The sequence below is a fragment of the Eubacterium oxidoreducens genome, from assembly GCF_900104415.1.
Classification (GTDB): domain Bacteria; phylum Bacillota; class Clostridia; order Lachnospirales; family Lachnospiraceae; genus Eubacterium_C; species Eubacterium_C oxidoreducens.
In genome coordinates, this window is the sequence record NZ_FMXR01000004.1 from 44,411 (window position 1) to 65,877 (window position 21,467).

Sequence of the window (21,467 nt, forward strand, 5' to 3'; positions counted from 1 at the left end):
GTGGAATATTTATAATGTAAAATTATTTTTATATTTGGCTTAGGAGGAATTGAATATGAAAAGCTTGAATCGCTGGGTGTATGCAGTATTCGGAGTGATTGCTTTATTAATGGCAGGACTTGTTTATGCATGGTCGGTAATGTCAAAGCCGATTGGAGCTGCGCATACAGATTGGACAGCAGCGCAGCTGTCACTTACATTTACATTGGTAATGGTATTTTTCTGTTTAGGGGGATTGATAGCCGGAATCTTATCAAAGAAGATTCCAACGAGAATCTTCATTATCATAGCCGGAATCTTATTTGTAATTGGCTTCATGGTTGCAGCAATGGCAGGGGATTCGCCGGTTTTATTATATCTGGGATTTGGAATTATCTGCGGTCTTGGAGCTGGATTTGCTTACACGCCGGTAATGGGAACGGTATCAGCATGGTTTCCGGATAAACAGGGTTTGATTTCCGGAATCTTATTAATGGGATTTGGACTTAGTAGTTTCATTGTCGGAAAGGTTTATACTGCTTATACGCCATCGGATGGTACGGATGGTTGGCAGGCAACTTTCCGTGTTATGGGAATTATAGTTGTAATTGTACTTGTGATATGTAGTATTTTCTTAGTAAAGCCGGATGCTGATTATAAACCAAAAACAATTACGGACAGCTCTAAGAAAAAGGAAGTAAGAGAGCCTGCAAGTGAAAAAACACCGGGCGAGATGCTTCGACATCCATCATTTTGGTGTTATTATATATGGGCAATTGTTGTTTCCGGAGCAGGTCTTGCACTTGTATCGCAAGGAAGTGGTATTGCAACAGAAGTTGGCCCGAATGTTTCCGCAGGAACAATCGCTACGGTTGTTGGTTTAATATCTATTTTCAACGGAATCGGACGAGTGATTTTTGGTGCGATTTTTGATAAAAAGGGACATAAGTTTACAATGATTTTGGATATGATTGTTTTTATCATTGCAGCATTGATTATTATTGCATCACTTGCGACAGGTTCCTTTACGGTATTAACAATTGGATTTATTGTTGGTGGAATCGCATATGGTGGAGTAACGCCGACGAATTCAGCCATCATTAGTGATTTCTTTGGACGAAATAATTATCCAACAAACTTCTCACTGATTAATACAAACCTTATTATTGCATCATTTGCATCAACAATTGCCGGTAGATTATATGATTCAAGTCAGTCATATTTTTCGACAATGATTATGATGATTATTTTAACGGTAGTAGGATTTGTAGTATTCTTCGGAGTAAGAAGACCGAAACAGTAAAAAAGATAAGAAAAATAAAACCCCATAGGATTTTACAGACTGTTGTCTTTAAGATCCTATGGGGGATTTTTATATATAGCGTTATGGCATCTTGAAAAGATCAGGAAGTGTCTACACCAAAGGTTCGGATCTTTTACCTTCTAACCAGCGAAGTAAATCGCAAAAGACGGTATCTTTATCGGTTTCATTTAGAATTTCATGACGATCGCCTAGATAAAGGCGCATCGTGCAATCACTCATACCGATTTTTTTGAAAAGCTCGTATAATTCATTTACCCCGCTTCCGAATTGTCCGACAGGATCATCACCTCCGGAAACTAAAAAGAGAGGAAATGTCGATGGCGTTTTAGCAATATTTGCCTGATTTTTTGCAGCCTCAATGCTAAGAAACATATTGTAATAGCCGTTAAGTGTAAAAACAAAGGTACATAGAGGATCTTGCAAATATTTGTCCACAACCGCGTTGTTTTTCGTAAGCCAGTCAGCTGACATTCTGGTTTGACCGAATTTTTTATTATACGACCCCATAATGAGATTGTTAAGGAAACGGCTTCGATAATGCCAATTATGAATGCCGGCAATGATTTTACATAACATCTTTCCAAACTTTAAGGACCCATCTGTCGGCATACCGGTTCCCATAATGATGCAACCGGCAAGACCTTGAGAGTAATCTTGAATATATTGGCGAATCAAGAAAGAACCCATGGAGTGTCCCATAACAAAATAAGGAGTCTTAGGATAGGCTGCTGCAGTTTTTTTGCGAAGGGTATGAATGTCGCTTAGCAAGCATTCATTGCCATTTTCCCGGGCAAAAAAACCAAGGTCTTCTTCTGAGCGGATAGATTGTCCGTGACCAAGATGGTCATGACCGGCGACCAAATAGCCGTGTTCATTTAAGAACAAAGCAAATTCTTCATATCGCTCAATGTATTCGTCCATACCATGGACAATCTGAAGAACTGCTTTTATCTCACCATTCGGAATCCAGTAAACTCCATGAATTTTAGTAATGCCGTCTTTTGATAAAAATGTAAATTCCTCTTTCAACTGTTTATATCCTTTCACCTCTCGTTGTTATGATATAAATTTTAACAGAAAAAATATTACGGAACAAGAAAGAGGTCGTTGACAAAGCAGGGGATACTTCACTATATTATAAAGGTAAAGTATAAACGTGCGGAGGATATAAGAATGGATATTGTATGTTTGGATATGGAAGGGGTACTTGTACCGGAGATTTGGATTGCATTTGCCAATGCGACCGGTATTGAAGAACTTAAGAAAACAACGAGAGATGAGCCGGATTATGATAAGCTTATGAAGTACCGTTTAGATATTTTAAAAGAGCATGGACTTGGATTAAAAGAGATTCAGAAAGTAATCGCAACAATTGATCCGATTCCGGGAGCTAAGGAGTTTTTAGATGAGCTTAGAAAAATCACACAAGTTGTGATTATCTCTGATACATTTACGCAGTTTGCGATGCCGCTGATGAAAAAGCTCAACTATCCGACATTATTTTGTAATGAACTGGTTGTTGCAGATAACGGAGAGATTACCGATTATAAAATGCGTTGTCCAAAGTCTAAGTTAACAACGGTTAATGCACTTCACGATATGGGATTTGAAACAATTGCAAGTGGTGATAGTCATAATGACCTTGCCATGATTCAGGCAAGTAAGGCCGGTTTCTTATTTAAGAGTACGGAACAGATTAAGAAGGATTATCCGGATATTCCGGCATTTGATGAATTTGACGATTTATTAAATGCTATCAAGGGTGCACTTGCATAAGAGATGGAAAAGGAGCTGAAACAGCCAATGTTATTGGAACATAATGACATTGCTGAATCAGCTTTTTTGTTTTCATCTCTTTCTTTTTCCTCTTTTTTGTCCGTATTTTTTGATGTTTTTTGACATCAAAAATCCAGTATTTACAAGCATAGACAGGATTCAGCAAGTGAAGAGAGTCAAAATTTTTGTGAGTAATGTTGAATAGACAAATGATAATTTAGTTATTATAATTCAGACTACAACAAAAGAACGTAGCTGCAGGGTAAGCATTCACAATAGGGGAGGAGGTGAAGCTTTCTGGCAGCAGTTCAGATAATTCTTCTGCTTTTTTTATCAGGAGCAGTCATAACGGATCTTAAGGCAGAGCGAATCGATCATGCCATAATCATTGGCGGTCTTTGCTGTGGATTCGTATACCAGATCAGTTTATATGGCGGTCTAGGTATCTTATATTGTGCCGGAAGCGCAATGATTCCGGTTATCATATTATTTCCATTATTTATTATGCGTGCACTTGGAGGCGGCGACTTAAAGCTATTGGCCGTAGTAGGGGCATTTACAGGATTTTCACAGGTCATACATTGTATGATGGTGTCATTTATTCTCGCAGCTGTCTTTTGTTGTTGGAAACTTATAAAAAACAAAAATGGATGGGCCAGAATTGCGTATTTTTTTGAATATCTTAAAGAGGCGGTAGTAGAAAGAGCAATTCCGGTATACGATCGTGGAGGTCGAGAAAATCTGATTCATTTTTCTGTATTTATCCTATTTGGATATGTTGTTTGTCAGGAGGTAGGTATTTGAGTATAAAACAGATTGTTATCTGTGATACGCAGAAGGTTTATGTAGACCGGCTGTTAATGCGTTTACAACAGCAAAAGGAGCGACATCTAAGTTACATTGGGATCACGAATCCGGATGATTTTACGAAGGAAGATGCCACGAGTTCCTTATATCTGATGGCAGAACCTTTTTGGATACCGGTGCTGTTAGAAGGAATTGAGCACAGAACTATTTTGCTTAGTGGGGATTATGTTCCAAAGTGGTTGATGGGGTATCCGGTAATTAATAAGTATCAGGATTATCAGAATATTCTCAGAGGAATATTCGGCAGTGAATTATGGAATGATTTTTTTGCGCAGGACAATAAGGCGTTGCAAAGTTCGTTATCCATTACCGGCATATATTCACCTTCGGCACATCCGGATGTTGTGTATTATGCAATTTCCTATACGAAGCGTCTGCAAAAAAAATCGCTGTTTATTCCGGTTTTGCAAAATGGATTTTACATATTTTGTTCGCAATATGAAGTGCAAAAGGATTTGCTGGATGTTTTGTATTTGATGGATATGAAGGGGGAAAATTTTGATCTGCGAGGATTTATCCACAAGGTGTTTGATGTGGATGTTATTCTTCCACCGTTTGTCAGCGGAGCAGCATCCAGGCTTGGAAGAGAGCAGATTGTAAACTTGTTGCGATTGGTACAGCAAAGAACCGATTACGAAGAAGTGGTACTGTGTTTTGACTGTTTGGCGGAGGATTATTACGAATTATTTGATAGTTTTTCTAAGAAAATTTTGCTCGAATCTAACGGGCCATATGCAAGACATGCTCAAAAGCAGTTTCAGGAAAATATCAGATTGCATTATGGAGCAGATCGCGAAGATGATTATGTGCATGTGGAATTACCGGTGACGCAGGTTTATGATCCAGACCAGTTATGCGTAAGTGAGATGGAGGAAAGAATATGTTAGGGGAGATGGAGTTGATAAATGAGATTCGCCAGGAGGTGATAGGAACTTTTCAACTAGAGGATACTCTTGATGATGATGAAATCAAGCAAACCATTTATGAGGTTATGAATCAGTCCGATAAGGTGCGAATTATGGATTTACATAAAAGAAAGAGGGTTGCATCGGCAGTCTTTAATTCGCTAAGGAAGATGGATATCTTGCAAGATCTTTTAGAAGATTCACAGATTACAGAGATTATGGTTAACGGACCGAATCATATTTTTTATGAAAAAGGTGGTCAGCTTTACAAATGGGATCATACATTTTCTTCTACTGAGAAGTTAGAAGATGTAATACAGCAGATTGTTGGAAGGAATAACAAGATGGTGAATGAAAGTGTGCCGATTGTGGATACTAGACTTGCGGATGCATCCCGTGTCAATATTGTACTTCCTCCGATTGCGGTAGATGGAGCGGTCATTAGTATACGACGATTTCCGAAAGAAGCTCTCACAATGAAAAAATTAATCGAGATGAATTCAATTGGAGGAGAAGCTGCCATGTTTTTGGCAAATCTTGTGAGGGCAAGGTACAACATTTTTATTTCGGGTGGAACAGGGAGTGGAAAGACAACATTTTTAAATGCTCTTTCTATGTTTATTCCAAAGGACGAGCGCATTGTAACGATAGAAGATTCGGCAGAGTTACAGATTCAGGGAATTGAGAATCTGGTTCGTCTTGAAATTAGACGTGCTAATTTTGAGGGAGTTCAGGAAATTACAATGACTGATCTTATTAAAACGGCATTAAGAATGAGACCGGACAGAATTATTGTAGGGGAGGTACGGGGACGTGAAGCTTTGGATATGTTGCAGGCGATGCAGTCTGGACACGACGGAAGTTTAAGCACCGGTCATGCGGATTCGCCAAAGGATATGGTGCATCGACTTGAAACTATGGTTCTGATGGCAATGGAGCTTCCGTTACAAGCGGTTCGAGCACAGATTAGTAGTGGTATCGATATCATGGTTCATTTGGGGAGACTTCGAGATAAGAGCAGGAAAGTATTAGAAATCTGTGAATTGATTGAAGGAGATCGAGGCCAGATTATCTATTCACCACTATATCAATTTGTGGAAGAAAATGAGCAAGAGGGGAAAATTATAGGAAAATGGGTGAAGAAAAACAGTCTGCAAAATAAGACAAAGTGCAAGTTGGCGGGAGTTGTACCGGAGGTATTGTAGATGGGAAAAAAAACACGAATCTTATCGTTTTTAGAAGGAATTGGAATAAGCGTTCTTGTTGCTCTTATCTGTTACCGAAGCATCTGGGGAATGGCAGTTGGGATTGTAATCATACCGATGTGGTACAAGTTTCGTATGTTGCAGTATGAAAAGAAACGGCTCGATAAAATGCGAAAAGAGTTTCAAGAAGCGATGCAATCGGTCAGTGGAGCATTGTATGCGGGCTATTCCCTGGAAAATGCATGGAAAAGTGCCAGAAACGATTTGTTCGTGATCTATGGAGAAGAGACGCAGATGATTCGAGAAATGGACAACATGTTAAAGCAACTTTCTCTTGGAAGAAATTTTGGAATAATTTTGAGGGAATTTGGAGAACGTAGCGGTCTAGATGAGGTAAAGGTATTTTGCCAGGTGATGGAATTTGCAATGAAAAGCGGTGGTGATTTTGCAGGAATGATTGGCGCTTGTGTAAGAAGAATCTCGGATCGTTATGAGGTACAAAGGGAGATTGATACGATTACGGCGGAGAAACAATTGGAGTATCGCATTATGATGTTGGTTCCGATTGGGATCATCGTTTATATCTCAATGTCTTCGCCGGGATATCTTGATGCAATGTATGAAACGCTTCAGGGTCGATGCGTGATGACAGCGTGTCTCGCTGGATATGCCGGTGCTGTTTATCTTGCAGAAAGATTGATTAAAAGAATATAGGGGGAGGAAGCTAGAATGCTACTGTTATTAATCATTCTTGTTCTGGGGTGCGTAATGTGGCCGATATGGAAGAAAAAGCAGAGGATGAAACGTTTTGGTTATTTGCCAAAGATTATGATTGCGATTTCGTGTCTTGGTCTTGTGACATTATCAGCGGATGATTCTACTGTGCAGAAGGGAACCTTGATAAGGGGAGATGTTGGTGAGAAGGAGCAGATTTATGAGCTGGAGTTAGAGGTGCCCGGGGTGCTTAAGAAAGAACCTTATGAGATTACTTTGCCGGCAAGGCAGTATACAAAGCAAGAGGCTGAGAAAGCAATAAAAAAAGCACAGGAAGAACTTGAGCTGAAAATGAAGGGGAAGAATAAGAGCTTTGAAGAAATTACAGGCGATTTGAATCTTCCACAAAGTTTGTGTGGTGGAGCGGTGGAGGCTTCGTATGAATGTTCAGATTCTACACTCTTAGAGTCGGATGGACATATATTATATGAAAATACAACGAAAGAAGGCAAGCTTGTAACTTTATATGTGACGATGACTTGTCAGGACCTAGAGCAGGTGCTGGAATATCCGCTTGTGGTAAAGGAAGATCAATCAGACATTAAGAAACTGATAAAAAAGAAAATTACGAATGCTATTCAAAACGAGATGGAGGAAACATCATTAAGTCGGCAAGTTCATCTTCCGCTTAAAATCGGGGAATATGAAATAAAATGGTCGGATTCAGCGACAGTCAAACCGCAGGCATTTTTATTGCTGATGATTTTAATTATTGGGGCAATAGAAGTGGCGCGCATATCAAAACAAAAGGAAGCGCAAAGAAATAGAAGAAAGCATCTTTTGATGGAGTATCCGGATTTTTTGAATACGCTGACTTTGCTTCTTGGAGCCGGGATGAATGTCAGGGGAGCTATTACCAGGATTGTAAAAAAACAAGATGAATACAAGGAACAAGAAAGTGAATTGCATAGGGAGCTTAAAATAACATGTATGGAGATGGCAGGAGGCATCACGGAAATGCAGGCATATGAAAGGTTTGCAACAAGATGTAATGTGCAGCAGTATCGTAAGCTGGTGGGATTACTTTTACAGAATATGAAAAAAGGATCTAGGAAGCTAAGGGAGTTACTAGATGGTGAAGCAATTCTTGCGCTAGAAGAGCAAAAGGCATTAGCTCGGAAAAGGGGAGAGGAAGTTAGCACAAAATTACTGCTACCGATGATGATACTGTTGGCCATTGTAATGGTAATTTTAATGTTTCCAATGACACAAATTTGAGGAGGAAAAATTATGTTAGATCAGATAAAAGCATTTTTAATTGACGAAGAAGGAATTGGAGTTGTAGAAGTAATTTTGATATTGGTTGTTGTAATTGCTATGGTGGCTATTTTTCGAGACAAGATAAAGAAAGTAATCAATGATGTCTTTGTCACGATTAATTCAAATATCAGTAAGCTGTGATGATGAAATATCGAGCAAAAGCAAGCGTATCCATTTATGTAGTGTTGATGTTGGTATTGATTGTAACACTGTTGTTTTCCGTATTAGAAGCCGCAAGGGTGCGGGCTGTGGGTGGAGCCACATACAAAAAAGCCTTGCAGGAGACCGAGTCCGTCTATGCGGCTTACCATTTGGAACTAAACAAACAATATGGATTGTTTTTTTTGGAAGGTGATGGCCAAAAGTCAAAATCGGTTCCGGTCATGGATAGCATCATTTACGAAAGCGAGGAGAATGAAGATTATGATTTTTTGGGGAGTAGATATAGCTCGGTAGTTCTGGATGCATATTTATTGGCGACCGATTATGAAGGGGAAGTTTTTCGAACAGAGGCGGCAAACTGTGCGAAGATGACTCTGACAAAGGATGCCATCGAAAAAGTGACGGACAGCTTAACGGAGACACAAAATGATACGCAGTTGGAGCAAAAAAAAGAGGATGCATTAGAGCTTCTTGAGCAGATCGAGGATGCATCGCAAAAACCAGTACCGATAGACGCTGAAAAAAAGGCGAGGATGGGGGAGGAGGAGGCAGCAAAGACAGAACCGACAAAAGAGCAAAAGGAACTTGTAAAAAAATATGGAAATCCTTTAAAACAATTAAAAAAATGGGGGTCTGATGTGGGGTATAGCATGATCATAGAAGACGTTTCTAAGATATCCAATCAGACAATTGAGAATAAGAATCTGGTATCTCATAGGACCCTTGCAACCGGAAAGAAGAAATCTACGTTGAAGGTTGCAAAAAGTCATAAACAGACAAATGCAGCTAAGGATATTTTGTATATTGCCTATTTAAATCACTATTTTCAAAGCTATATGGGATGTGAGGAAGAAAGACCCCTTTGTTATGAACTTGAGTATATTTTGAATGGCAAGGATTCCGATCGGAAGAATTTGAATGCAACTCTTACGAAATTGTTTTTGCTTCGAGAAGGATGTAATTATGCGACGATTCTTAAAGATCGTAAAAAATGCGAACTTGCGTATGCGCTGGCAAGTGCAATTCTTGCACCGACTGGATTACAAGGGATGGCAACATTGCTTCAGCAGGGAATTTTGCTGGCATGGGCATACGGAGAAAGTATATTAGATGTTCGAGCGCTCTTAGCCGGGAAAAAGATATCTTTGATGAAGACGGTAGATGAGTGGACATTGAATTTGGATGATTTAGGAAAGATTACGGATGTATCTTTTCAGGCAAAAGAGAATAAGAATGGAATTTCTTATCAGAACTATTTGTGGGCATTATTGTATTTGCAGAAAGATAAAGTGCAGACGTATCGAACAATGGATCTTGTGGAATTGAATGTTGCAAAGACGACAGGGAATGGTTCCTTTGCAATGGATCGCATGATATTGTCATCGAAGATGACATATTGTTATGAAGCAAAAGGACTTTTCTTGTCATTACTGTGGACAACCGGTAAAGAACCGGGAAGTCATCTGGTGGAGCAAAAAGTGGAATATTCATACTAAGAAGGAGGTGGGTATAATATGGTGTCTCTTAATCCAAAAATATTTATAAAGAAAGGTTTTAGGTTTATTTTCTTACTATACACAAAAGTTAACGTTACATTGTCTCTTTTCAAATCTCATATTCCCAAAGAAGAGACACCATATTATGCCCACCTGAAGGCATCATATACGCTTGAGGCAGCAGTTGTGCTCCCCATTATGGCAATGATTCTTGTAATGGTGCTTTATGGATTTCGAATATTACAAGTACAAACCTGTGTAGAAAGTGCGTTAGATCATGCAGCAAGGCAGACCGCAGTATATGCAAAGGCAATTGAAAATGATGAAACCTTGCTTCTGTGCGGAAGTGTGATAGCAAAAAAATCAATAAAAAAGGCAAAGGCGCCTACAGAATATGTCTCAGGAGGGCTAGCGGGAATTACTTTGATAAATTCGAAAGCATCCGGAGATTATGTAGAATTGGTGGCTACTTACCGAATGAAATTTCCATTTCCTTTCTTTTATAAGAAAACGGCTACGATAATTCAGTCCTCAAAAAGCCGAAAATGGACTGGGTACAATAAAGAAAATATCGGTGAGGATGATGAAACATATGTCTATATTACACCCAGTGGCAAAGCATATCATGCGAATATAGAGTGTACTTATCTAAAATTGTCAATACGCACTGTGTCTGTATTGGAACTTGATCGTGTACGTAGCAAGAATGGAAATATCTATTATGCTTGTCCTTTGTGTGGGCGCGGAGTAAAGACGGGAATGGTATATATCACAGATTATGGGGAAAACTATCATAAATCCCTATCATGTAGTGGACTAAAAAGAACGATTTATCATGTGCCGATATCTGAGGCTGTTGAGAGGGGGTATCACAGTTGTGGGAAATGTTATTAAACGAAAATACGAAAATAATAGTTTGGATCATTTTGCTTGTAATTGCATCAATACAAGATCTTCGTTGGCATTCGATTCATGTGGCAATACCACTTGTTGCAGGATGTGCAGGAGTATTGTTACAGATTGTGTGTGCCAAAGAGGCGGGATTCACCATCGTGAGCGGTATTATTGTTGGGATGGTGTTTGTGGGCATTTCCTTGCGGACCGGGGGAAAAATCGGACTTGGGGATGCACTAATGATTATGGCAGCGGCATGTTATTTTAGCGGGGAACGCTTTTTGTGGTTGCTTATGGCAGCAGGGGGATTGTCATTAGTTGGATTTTGGATATTGCATTTGACAAAGCATAAGCAAAGAGAGATTCCATTCTTGCCATTTTTATTGGGAGGGAGCGTGGTGGCCATATGTATTTAAAAGGATCCTATACGATAGAAGCGGCACTGATATTTCCACTTATTTTGATTGTTCTAGCATGTGCCGTGAAGATATCGGTTGATTTTTTTAGGGAAGAGATGGTTTATGTAGAAAGGGTTAGTGAAATAGTGGATACAAAGCCTGTAAAGACGATTCGAACAAGTGAGATAGCAAAAAAAGTGATGGAAATTGTGAAGTAGAGGGGGACATATGGAGATTCGTTATCAAAGAGATTTAAATAAAAGTTATATGGTAATACAACGAGATGGTATTGACTGGGAAGAGTTTGAGCTGCGTATGATGCAACAAAATCGGATACCGGGATTGTTAGAGGTATTCCAAATGGTGCAAGATCAGAAATTGTCATTTCTATATGACATTTCCGGAATGCAGTCACTAGATGTTTATTTGAATCGAAATGAAGTTTCAAGACAGCTTTTGGAAAAATTAATATTTTCATTAAAGCAGATGTGCTACCGGTTAGAAGATTATCTATTAAATGAAGATGATTTAGTGCTTTCAGAAGAGACGGTGTTTATAAAGGGAGAGGAATTGAGATTTGTATATCTTCCGGGAAGCGAACAAGGGGCAGGTCTTGGACTTATGCATCTTATGGAATTTATATTGGGAAAGATAGATCACAGTGACAGAAACTGCGTGGAGTTAGCTTATCGTCTTTATCAAAAAACAACGGAAGAAAATTTTAGTTTTGTCAGTTTTTTAGAAGAATTTAAACAGGATACTTCTTGTGATTCGATACAAAAAAGGACGATAAAAACACAACCGGAAGACGGTATATTTCCTATAGATGAAAAAAGTGAAGCAAAGGAATCCAAAATCAAACCTCAATCAGAACGGAGAAAATTCTCAATTTCAAAAGGTATCAGTAAATGGTTATTAAAGGATCAAAAAAATAAACCGGAAGATATCTTTTCGGAGGAAGACTCTACACAAATCGAATATGCTTATGTGGCAGAACAAGGAATACCCTTTGGAACAAAGGAAAGTTCGCATCCGACAATTTATATAAATACTCAGCAAAAAGAGATAGGACAGTTCCAGTACCAAGGGTATGGTGATGAAAAGAATTTTTTTGCGAAAAAAGAAAAAAATTATATTGGTAAGCAAGAAGATGCGGATATTATATTGCAGTCAGAAAGTGTCAGTCGGTTACATGCACTGATTACACGCGAAAACAGTAGCTTTTATTTGGAAGATTTGAACTCGACAAATGGAACATATGTAAATGAAAAAGAAGTGCAATATAAGGAAAAAGTTATGCTTCGGCGAGGAGATGAAATTCGCTTTGGTGATGCAAAATATGCATTTTATTAGATGAAAATTGTAAAATTGTTAAAAATCCTATCGTTCAAAGAGGATATAATATAGTTATGTTGTGTATAATGATGCAATAAATATGATAAATAATAAAAATCGGAATATAACCATTTAGTTTGGTTGACTTTTGTTCGGTATTATGATACTTTGTGAACCAGGGGAATGAGGATCATGCGTGATAGGCATCTATCAGTGGGTGGTCCTTATACTTTTTATACACTCTAACTATCAAGGAGGAAGAACATGAGAACAGTTAAGAAAGCATCACAAAAGATTGCAGCATTTGGACTGTCTGTTTCAATGATTGCCGGGGTGGGTGTTACATCATTTGCAGCAGATACAACATATGATGCACCAACAAGTCCGGTATCTATCACAAGAAATACAGATCACAGTGCTTCTTGGGGAGATAGTACAACAGAATATATTACAGCGACAGCGCATAGAGCGGCATCACCGACGCTGGGTATGATGGGACTGACGGCAACTTCAGGATTTGGAATGATTAATGGAGGAGCACCTGCGTCATTGTCAGACGCACAGTCTTCAGCAGCAATTGGTATCTGGGGAACAACGCTTAATACAAGTTATGATCCATATTATTATAATTATTTTTATAATTTTTATGCATCGGAAAATGGTTCAGAAACGACGGATGATGCGTTAATAAATTCAAGTGTAGCAGCATCTCCGATGCAAGCAGATACGACCCTGTCGTACGAAGGCGGCACAGTATCCGTATCTTTATATACAAGACCACAGCTTGCATTAGGAGTTTCTTCATCAAATGGAACGGATACGGATGGATATACAGCCCAGCTGGAAACAATCAACGGTAGAAGCAATACGGATGAATATTACCAGGAAGGTGATGAGAATTATTCGCCACAGCTTGTATCTTATCAGGTGACAGAGCTTTCTGATATGGTCGCAACGATGTACCGCGTAGCAGATGCAATGGATGAAATTACAGATGCGACAGGTGCTGTAGGAAGATATGGTTCCGGTCAGGATATAGCAGCATTATATGAAAATTACATGTATGGAATTCCGGCTTATGTATTGTCTCAGATTGAGCAGGGAAATATTGAACGTAAGACAGTAGCAATTATCAGTGCAATAAATGAGGATGGAAGTTATACACTTTCGAATTCGGGACGTTACTATCAACATACCTGTACGGTTACAAATAATTTGGCTGATGAACTTAATAAAACAACCGTATCGGCTACTGAACTTCAAACAGCAGATGTAGTGCTGCTTGCAAAGAATATGACAAGCGATGATTTAAAAACATATAACGTAAATTATGATTCATCGAATCAGTTAATCTATTATCCGGATGCTGTGTCTACACTGTATGGTATTTCTAATAATTCGACAGAAAATGCATTTGGAGAAGTGTTCCAGATTGCAATGATTTATGCCGATCAGGGAATCGAAGGATTAGATCCTGTAAGTGTCGGTGCATATTTCTATAAGAATCTGTATCATCTGACAGAAACAGGAGTTCAAAAGGCTGTAACCGTAAACTATGCAAGCGTATCACTTCCAGAAGGAGTAACAACAACAGTAAATTCTTCTTATAACGAGAATGTTCAGGATCTGATTGACGCAGGAGAGCAATATTATATCCAAAAGACTTTGGTAAATAATTCAACAGATTTAAGTGATTTGACCTTATATTCTAATGGATGGAAGGACGCACAGGCAAAGTATGAAGAAGGTAGCGTAGAAGAAACGATTTCCTTAAGTGACTGCAAAGTTACACTTAGCAAGACTTCATATACATATAACGGAAAAGAACGCAAGCCGGAAGTTACAGTAACATACAATGGCCAAAAGGTAGATAGTTCTTATTACACAGTGAAGTATTCATCAAATAAAAATGCAGGAACAGCTAAAGTGACGGTAACCGGAAATGGAACACAATTATCCGGAACAAAGACTTTAACATTTAAAATTACAAAGGCTTCACAGACTTTAACAGTTAAAAAGACATCTAAGACAATTAGTTATTCTAAGCTTAAGAAGAAAAAACAGACTGTAAAAGCAATCACAAAAGTAAGTGGAGCTAAGACAAGCGTTTCTTATAAAAAGACAAAGGGCTCTTCTAAGATTACCGTTAATGCTAAAACAGGTAAGGTAACAGTTAAGAAGGGACTGAAGAAAGGCAGCTATACCATCAAGGTAAAAGTAACTGCAAAAGCTACCACAAATTACAAGAAAGCAACAAAGACGGTAAGTTTCAAGATTACTGTAAAATAATTGCTTGGATTTAGAAGATAACAAGAAAAAGATAAGTGGGGAAGGCAAGATGACTTGTCTTTCCCCTTTGTTGGATACAGACATAATGAAAACGGAAAATACTAGCGCAAGAGGAAGAATAAGGATTCATCAGGAAAATGATGAACTTATGGAGTATCGTAAAAAAGAAAAAAAGCACAAAAATGCTAAAATGTCCCGGCTTTGGGTATTGTTGATTATATGGATCGGATTGGTAATCGTGTCAATGTGTGTCATTGTCCCATATGATAAGTGGGATTATTCATTGGCATATTTAGTAGATAATACGTCAACAAATATTCGCGATTTATATGAATACCTTATAGGAAGAAGTGCCGGTAGTACGACCGGAGGAATATTCTGGCAATATATTGGCGCTGCACTTGTCGGTGCAGCATTATCAGCCTGTGGAGCATCTTTTCAGGGAAGTTTCAAAAATGTACTTGCAGGGCCGTCGACCATGGGTGTGATGGCAGGAGGAACACTAGGATGTACGTTATATATGCTGTTATTTGTGCCGACAACACAACAAGCGGTAAATGTGCAGACACAAGTTGGCACCTATGTGAATCAGACTCTTTGGCAACAGTACCAGTCAGAATTGTGCATACTGGCAGGGTGTATTGGCGGCGTATTATTAGTTCTTGGAGTATCCATAATTGCTGGAAAAGGAAAGTTATCCTCCTCGACCATGATTGTTAGTGGCATGGTATTTTCCACAATTGTCAGCAACATAACGATGATTGTTCAATATTACATTCTCATTAAGGATCCGGAGGATGAGAGAATAGAAGCCATCAAAGATCTGATGATGGGAAATGTAACTACCTTAAATAATCCTCAGATTGTAGCTATGATGGGAATTCCGATAATAGTAGCACTTGTTGTATTAATGATCCTTAGAGGAAAGCTTAATTTATTGTCATTTGGTGAAGAAGAAGCCAAAACGATGGGAGTCAATGTATATGCGTATCGCAATATTATGATTATTCTTGGAACAATATTGACGGCGATGGTAGTGTCATTCTGCGGAAAAATCGGATTTTTAGGATTTATGGTTCCGTTGGTTTCTAGAAAAATAGCCGGTCCGAATCTCAAGAAATTACTGCCCGTATCCATCCTAATGGGGATGATTTTGATGACAGTAGTATATGATATCGCAAGAATTGTGAATCTGACATCCTATCTGAATGTAATCACAAGTAGCGTTGGATGCGTCGTGATGGTAATCGTCTTGTTGAAGAAAAGGAGAGCAAAATGCAGCTGACAAAACAGGAAGTTTTAAAAGTTTATCAGACAGATAAAAAAAAGGACCAAAAGAAGCTGGCGTTGGTGATTGCGGTAACGGTATTCATTTTTCTGTTTTGTCTTACCATTCGATATCATGCGTATGGTTATGAGGATAAAATAGCCTTACGTGAATATATGCAAAGCTTTGCAGCAGGAATACGATTTTTGTTTGGGCGTATTTTTGATACAGATTATTATGCACAAAAAGAAGCCGTGATTGAAAGCATTGGAAAGGTGAACTATCTAGGAGCGTTTGCCCGGCTTAAGGAAACGCTCATGGCGCTTCTTGCAGGAGCGGCGATGGCAATATCCGGAGCAATCTTTCAAACGATATATAAGAATCCTATGGCATCACCGAATATCCTTGGTGCAACTGCAGGTATTCATTTAGGAAATGTCATCATGGTTGTTTTGTATTCTTCGATGGCATTGGAAATGATTTATACAAGATATAAAATCTGTTATTTTCTTACAGCAGTTTGTGTCGTAGTGGTGCTTCTTTTGGGGAAATGGGCAGGTGATCAAAAAGGCAATCCAAATGTTATGGAAATGGTGATGGTAGGGGCCATTATCTCTCAGGGAATCAACGTATTTACGCAATATTTTATGTATAACCTTGAGGATGAAGACTTATTGATATATCAACAAATCGTATTAGGGACTTATCAGCAGACAGATTTCATAAGTATGATCATTTTTTTGGTATTGATGGGCATATCAATTATTCCGATGCTCCTCTTACGATATTACTTTAATGCGGCAGCAATTGATTATGTGGATGCAAAGACAGCAGGAATAAATCCGGGTCCGATTCGGATGATTGGTCAGATATGCGGCGTCATTATGGTAACGGCAGCAACAATACATTGCGGAGAAATTGGAATGATTACGATGGTGGTTCCATATTTAATAAGAGCTGTTGTGGGGGCTGATTTTCGAAAAGTCTGTATCTATAGCTTTTGGGTAGGAGGCTGTTTATTAATGATTTGTAGACTGCTTACGTCATTTATATTGATTGCAGATGAAGAAATACCGGTTTCCTTTATTCTGAATATCGCGCTGACCCCAATCTTTATGATTATTTTGGCACAACGAAAAAGAGGTTTTCAATGAAGTTAGAACTTAGAGATGTAACTTGTGGCTATGATAAGACGCCAGTTATAAAAAATATAAATTTCGAAATTAATTCCGCGGAGACATTGGCAATCCTAGGACCAAACGGAGTCGGGAAATCGACCATGTTTAAAACGATATTAAATCTTATTAAGCCATTGTCCGGGCAAATAAGTATTGATGGTGAAGATATTAAAGATTGGTCGCCTAAGAAGATGTCTCGTTATATGGCTTATGTTGCACAAGCACATGTTCCTTCATTTCCGTATCAGGTAAAAGATATTGCGATGCTGGGGAGAATAGGTCAAATGAGTCACCTCGCAAGACCAACAAAAAAAGATTATGAAATTGTGGAACAGGCATTAGAGGATGTAGGAATCCGTCATCTTAGAGATCATATTTATACGGAGATTTCCGGAGGAGAACGGCAGCTTCTTATGATTGCAAAGGCGTTGGTTCAAGAGCCTAAAATACTGATTATGGATGAGCCGACGGCAAATCTTGATTACGGAAATATGGTAATCGTAATGAATTGCATTAGAACGTTGGCAAAAAAGGGGCTATGCGTGATTTTTACGACACATATGCCAGATCAGGCATTTATGTGTAACGCGAAAACAGCGATGTTATTTCGCAATGACCCGATAATTTTTGGAGAAGCAAGTCGCGTAATTACAGAGAAAAATTTATATAAAGCGTATCAAACAGATATTCAGATACTAGAAGTAATTGATCAGGATGGTTGTCCTGTAAAAATATGTACACCGCGATTTCATAAATCGCAAAATGGAGGATATGATGAGTAACGTAACAGAATTTGAAAAAGAGAAACTTAGCTATGAAGTACTAAGTGAGGAAAATGCAAAAAAGGCACAGGAGAAAATTCGTGCAATTATAGAAAATGTGGAAACCGTGATAACAGGTAAGCGGGAAAAGGTAGAACTGACTGTTCTTGCAATGCTTGCCGGCGGGCACGTTTTGATTGAGGATGTTCCGGGAACAGGAAAGACAAGTCTTGTGTCCGCATTGGCAAAAACAATTGCCTGTAATTATAGCAGGATTCAGTTTACACCCGATGTAATGCCGTCGGATGTAACCGGTTTTTCCATTTATAACCAAAAAACGGGTGAGTTTGAGTTTCGGCCGGGTGCGGCAATGAGTAATATCGTGTTGGCCGATGAGATCAACCGAGCATCCGCAAAGACACAGTCCGCAATGCTGGAAATTATGGAGGAGCGACAGGTAACGGTAGATGCAAATACGTACAAGATGGAGGATCCATTTATCGTATTAGCAACGCAAAACCCGATTGAATCACTTGGAACGTATCAATTACCGGAGGCGCAGATAGATCGATTTATGATAAAGATTTCTCTTGGATATCCGGAACTAATGGATGAAGTATCCATTATCATGCATGGGAAAAAGGCGAAAAGCAAGATTGCGTCGGTCATCTCCGCACAGGAAGTAAGACAATTGATTCAAGATACGAATCATATAAAAGTCAGTCGTTTGGTATCCACCTATATTGTCCATATCATTGCGGCGACAAGAACAAATGCAGATATCAAGCTGGGAAGTTCGCCGCGAGGAAGTATTGCGCTGTACGCACTAGCAAGAGCATATGCGATGTATAACGGAAGAAATTATGTCATTCCGGACGATGTAAAATATCTTGCACCTTATGTATTGGCACATAGAATAACGCTTACGCATGCAGCAAAAACGGAAAAGAAAAATCCGGTAGATATAATTCGTAAGATTGTAAGTAGTGTTGTTGTACCAGTAACGAAGGAGGATCTGGAGGTCTAGATGAAAAAGATAGGAAAACCATCTGCGATTTTGAAAAAAACAGGTTATGTGTTGTTGATGGTTGGAATCATCGTTGTGCTTGCCGTACCGGCTGTGTATATCAACACCTGGTATGGGTACTTTCCGGTCATATTTTTTGGATTAATTTTATTGCTTTCCTGGCTAAGCTTGTGCAGAGTTAATCAAAAACTAAAGATTCACAGTGGCTCAGAAAACGCGGAATGTGTTAGGGGTGGACTGATTAGTGTGAATCTGACAATGGAAAATGGATCTAGAATCTTTTGCCCGAAAATGGTTGCGGAGTTGTTTGTTACAGACTTGTTTTGGAATAATGATTTTTCATCAAAGGCTTTTTTTACCTTACCACCAAAGGCGAATACCAATATGGGATTTGATGTGGATATGAATCATATCGGCGTGTACCATGTGGGAATGGAAGAACTCAAATTATACGATTTTCTGGGGTTTTTCAGAAAAAAAACGAGTCTTAACAGTGAGTTTGATGTCTTTGTAAAGCCAAGAATATACCCACTCGAAGAGCTCTATGATACCGAAGAGATGACGATGGAAAGTGATCAAAATGAACGAGCAACTACGATAAATGGAAATGACTATATCGGAGTTCGGGAATATGAACGAGGAGATTCCATGAAGCAGATTCACTGGAAATTGTCAGCACATACATTGGGATATATGACGAAACTGTATGAACAAAGCAGGCAAAAAAGCTATACCGTAATTTTGGATTTTGCAACAATTGCCAGTTATAATCGCGAGCAGCTTATGGATATAAACGATTGTTTGATTGAGACGTCGCTGTCCATCATAGATGAAATCGCAAAGCAACATACGTCTACGGCACTAATCTTTACAAATCGAGAGAAACAAATACAGCGAAGAGGACTAAGGGATGTACGTGCACAGATGCTTGATTTAATACGAAATTTTGCAGTGATTACACCGGATCCGTCACCGGATTTTCCGGATGCGTTAGAGATGATGATAGAAGAAAACTCGCAGGCAAATAGATCTACGAATGTTATAATCTGTACTTCGAGAGTAACAGATGAATTGATTATGCAAATGGTTCAAATCAAAAGACAGAGAAGAAGTGTGGAGTTGTATGAAATCGTACCTGCAGTGATAAACAGCCGAGAGCTTGCTCATAAGCGGGCAAGATTGTCTGCACTTGAGGAAGTAAAGATTCCATATCATTTCATACGGACCAGTGAGTATGAAAGAGCAAAAAACAATTTAAATGAGGAGGAGCCGGCATGAAATTTTATATCAAAACCAGAATCTGGGATTGGCTCTTTTTGATCGTAATTAGTACGGGTTTAGTATTCCATATTTATTCGGGTTTTGAACTTGATTATGGATTGGCACAAAATGTACCGCTCGTAATTGCATGTATGGCCGGTTTGCATCTGATTTATCTGCTGTTTTCCTATGAGAAAAGAACCCGAATCCTGGGAATTATTCTGGTTGTAGTAGTGCTTATGATTTTGATTGTGTATGGACATGCAAGCCATATCTTTGATGAGGAAGCGGCAAATGCAACAGGAATTGCTGTTATCTGCACCATTGCAACATCATTTGTATGCTATTTGGCAACGAGAACAAGAGTAGCAACGATAGTCTTATTGGTTGTTGGTAATCTGGTTTGTGCAGGAAGTCACTTTCTGCAATTTCCGGTAGAAACATGGCAGCTTATCGTGTTTATAGCAGGAACGGTTGCAATGCTGGGATATCGAAATTATATGATGACGGTATTACAGGTGCATAGTGGAAAGGTGCGTTTACATCGATATGCTATACAAATCCTGATTGGGATTGCAGCAGTCTGTCTGTTAACGACGGGATTGTATCTGGGTGTGGTAAAACCACTTAACCCTCCGACAAGACAGCTGACGTTAATTACCAAACTAGAACGCATGGATCTTCTTTCCAAGATAGGAGTATCTTCTCTAAAAGAATATTTAGATCCTAATCTACTATCCCAGTCACAAAAACAGTTAGAACTGGCATCGCAGCTTGAGGAACAACAACAGCAAGAGCAGACAGAGGAAGAAGACAAAGAGCAGTCACAGCAAAATGCGAATGGAAGTATTGGCGTAAATCTTATGCACTATGATTTTACAAAATATACAATACCGCTAGGAATTATTGTTCTTGCAATTATAGTGTTTTTGCTGGTTGGACAGTGGTTTATCAGAAGAAAAAAGTGGAAAAAGCAAGTTACAGCGCTTAGCTATGAGGGACAGGTTAATGCGTATTATAGGTTTTTCTTAAAAGCGCTTAAAAGAGCGGGATATCAAAAACCAAATCATCATACCTTATATGAGTATTCAGAAAGTCTCTCTCATGAGATGCAGGCATTTGATGGGAAAGAGGCTTCTTTTGAACAGCTTACAGATATTTATATCAAAATGGTATACGGTGAGAAGGTCGTTTGCAAGGAAGAAGTATCAAAGTTTGAAAAATATTATGAAGGATTTTTCAAAAATCTCAAAAAAGAAATCGGATTGTGGAAATATTTGCGAAAAATCTGGTTTCTGGCAACTGCATAA

General features: G+C 38.8%; 21 protein-coding genes. 20 read left to right on the forward strand and 1 reads right to left on the reverse strand.

All coding sequences use genetic code 11. The features are described 5' to 3' along the window. The first annotated feature begins 55 nt into the window (after positions 1 to 55). Positions 56 to 1,282, forward strand: coding sequence for an MFS transporter (locus BLS20_RS00250; protein WP_090170742.1), 1,227 nt, complete (start codon positions 56 to 58; stop codon positions 1,280 to 1,282). Positions 1,283 to 1,393: 111 nt separating this feature from the next. Here the strand turns inward: BLS20_RS00250 and BLS20_RS00255 are convergent, their stop codons facing one another. Beyond that, entirely contained in the window at positions 1,394 to 2,350 is a 957-nt protein-coding gene (locus BLS20_RS00255; protein ID WP_242870496.1) for an alpha/beta fold hydrolase, read from the reverse strand. A 126-nt stretch (positions 2,351 to 2,476) separates the two neighbouring features. Here BLS20_RS00255 and thrH point away from each other — a divergent pair, with 126 nt between their 5' ends. From thrH to BLS20_RS00350, 19 genes are all read left to right on the forward strand, one after another. Then, a complete protein-coding gene (gene thrH, locus BLS20_RS00260) occupies positions 2,477 to 3,079 on the forward strand; it encodes a bifunctional phosphoserine phosphatase/homoserine phosphotransferase ThrH (RefSeq protein WP_090170749.1) in 603 nt (200 codons plus the stop codon). A 369-nt stretch (positions 3,080 to 3,448) separates the two neighbouring features. Continuing rightward, complete coding sequence (locus BLS20_RS00265) at positions 3,449 to 3,883, forward strand: prepilin peptidase (RefSeq protein ID WP_242870504.1); 435 nt, start codon at positions 3,449 to 3,451, stop codon at positions 3,881 to 3,883. Next, positions 3,880 to 4,833 carry a hypothetical protein gene (locus BLS20_RS00270; RefSeq protein WP_090170756.1) on the forward strand — a complete coding sequence of 318 codons (954 nt, stop codon included), beginning with the start codon at positions 3,880 to 3,882 and terminating at the stop codon, positions 4,831 to 4,833. Before BLS20_RS00265 ends, BLS20_RS00270 begins: the two co-directional genes overlap by 4 nt. Beyond that, positions 4,827 to 6,056, forward strand: a complete 1,230-nt coding sequence (locus BLS20_RS00275) for a TadA family conjugal transfer-associated ATPase (protein WP_242870497.1) — start codon at positions 4,827 to 4,829, stop codon at positions 6,054 to 6,056. Before BLS20_RS00270 ends, BLS20_RS00275 begins: the two co-directional genes overlap by 7 nt. Then, positions 6,057 to 6,770: a type II secretion system F family protein gene (locus BLS20_RS00280; protein ID WP_090170759.1), complete on the forward strand. Its 714-nt coding sequence runs from the start codon at positions 6,057 to 6,059 to the stop codon at positions 6,768 to 6,770. It abuts the gene before it with no gap. A 15-nt stretch (positions 6,771 to 6,785) separates the two neighbouring features. Beyond that, positions 6,786 to 8,048 (forward strand): type II secretion system F family protein, encoded by a 1,263-nt coding sequence (locus BLS20_RS00285; RefSeq protein WP_090170762.1) that lies wholly within the window; start codon positions 6,786 to 6,788, stop codon positions 8,046 to 8,048. Positions 8,049 to 8,060: 12 nt separating this feature from the next. Then, on the forward strand, positions 8,061 to 8,231 hold the full coding sequence (locus BLS20_RS00290; protein ID WP_090170764.1) for a Flp1 family type IVb pilin: 171 nt from the start codon (positions 8,061 to 8,063) through the stop codon (positions 8,229 to 8,231). Next, complete coding sequence (locus BLS20_RS00295; RefSeq protein ID WP_143010200.1) at positions 8,231 to 9,748, forward strand: DUF5702 domain-containing protein; 1,518 nt, start codon at positions 8,231 to 8,233, stop codon at positions 9,746 to 9,748. Before BLS20_RS00290 ends, BLS20_RS00295 begins: the two co-directional genes overlap by 1 nt. Positions 9,749 to 9,946: 198 nt before the next feature. After that, a complete protein-coding gene (locus BLS20_RS00300; RefSeq protein ID WP_176762213.1) occupies positions 9,947 to 10,642 on the forward strand; it encodes a hypothetical protein in 696 nt (231 codons plus the stop codon). Further along, the gene (locus tag BLS20_RS00305) at positions 10,624 to 11,058 is read left to right on the forward strand and encodes an A24 family peptidase (RefSeq protein ID WP_143010201.1); all 435 of its coding nucleotides are present in this window, start codon (positions 10,624 to 10,626) and stop codon (positions 11,056 to 11,058) included. Before BLS20_RS00300 ends, BLS20_RS00305 begins: the two co-directional genes overlap by 19 nt. Then, a complete protein-coding gene (locus BLS20_RS00310) occupies positions 11,049 to 11,258 on the forward strand; it encodes a hypothetical protein (RefSeq protein ID WP_090170777.1) in 210 nt (69 codons plus the stop codon). Before BLS20_RS00305 ends, BLS20_RS00310 begins: the two co-directional genes overlap by 10 nt. A gap of 10 nt (positions 11,259 to 11,268) precedes the next feature. Continuing rightward, positions 11,269 to 12,393 (forward strand): DUF6382 domain-containing protein, encoded by a 1,125-nt coding sequence (locus tag BLS20_RS00315; RefSeq protein WP_090170780.1) that lies wholly within the window; start codon positions 11,269 to 11,271, stop codon positions 12,391 to 12,393. Between the two features lie 246 nt (positions 12,394 to 12,639). Continuing rightward, positions 12,640 to 14,664, forward strand: coding sequence for a hypothetical protein (locus BLS20_RS00320; RefSeq protein WP_090170784.1), 2,025 nt, complete (start codon positions 12,640 to 12,642; stop codon positions 14,662 to 14,664). An 85-nt stretch (positions 14,665 to 14,749) separates the two neighbouring features. Next, a complete protein-coding gene (locus BLS20_RS00325; protein ID WP_176762214.1) occupies positions 14,750 to 15,949 on the forward strand; it encodes a FecCD family ABC transporter permease in 1,200 nt (399 codons plus the stop codon). After that, positions 15,940 to 17,085 (forward strand): iron chelate uptake ABC transporter family permease subunit, encoded by a 1,146-nt coding sequence (locus BLS20_RS00330; RefSeq protein ID WP_176762215.1) that lies wholly within the window; start codon positions 15,940 to 15,942, stop codon positions 17,083 to 17,085. Before BLS20_RS00325 ends, BLS20_RS00330 begins: the two co-directional genes overlap by 10 nt. After that, entirely contained in the window at positions 17,082 to 17,891 is an 810-nt protein-coding gene (locus BLS20_RS00335; RefSeq protein ID WP_090170794.1) for an ABC transporter ATP-binding protein, read from the forward strand. The genes BLS20_RS00330 and BLS20_RS00335 overlap by 4 nt, the downstream gene beginning before the upstream one ends. Next, a complete protein-coding gene (locus BLS20_RS00340) occupies positions 17,884 to 18,897 on the forward strand; it encodes an AAA family ATPase (protein ID WP_090170796.1) in 1,014 nt (337 codons plus the stop codon). The genes BLS20_RS00335 and BLS20_RS00340 overlap by 8 nt, the downstream gene beginning before the upstream one ends. Then, positions 18,898 to 20,175 carry a DUF58 domain-containing protein gene (locus BLS20_RS00345; protein WP_090170799.1) on the forward strand — a complete coding sequence of 426 codons (1,278 nt, stop codon included), beginning with the start codon at positions 18,898 to 18,900 and terminating at the stop codon, positions 20,173 to 20,175. Beyond that, entirely contained in the window at positions 20,172 to 21,467 is a 1,296-nt protein-coding gene (locus BLS20_RS00350; RefSeq protein WP_090170802.1) for a hypothetical protein, read from the forward strand. The genes BLS20_RS00345 and BLS20_RS00350 overlap by 4 nt, the downstream gene beginning before the upstream one ends.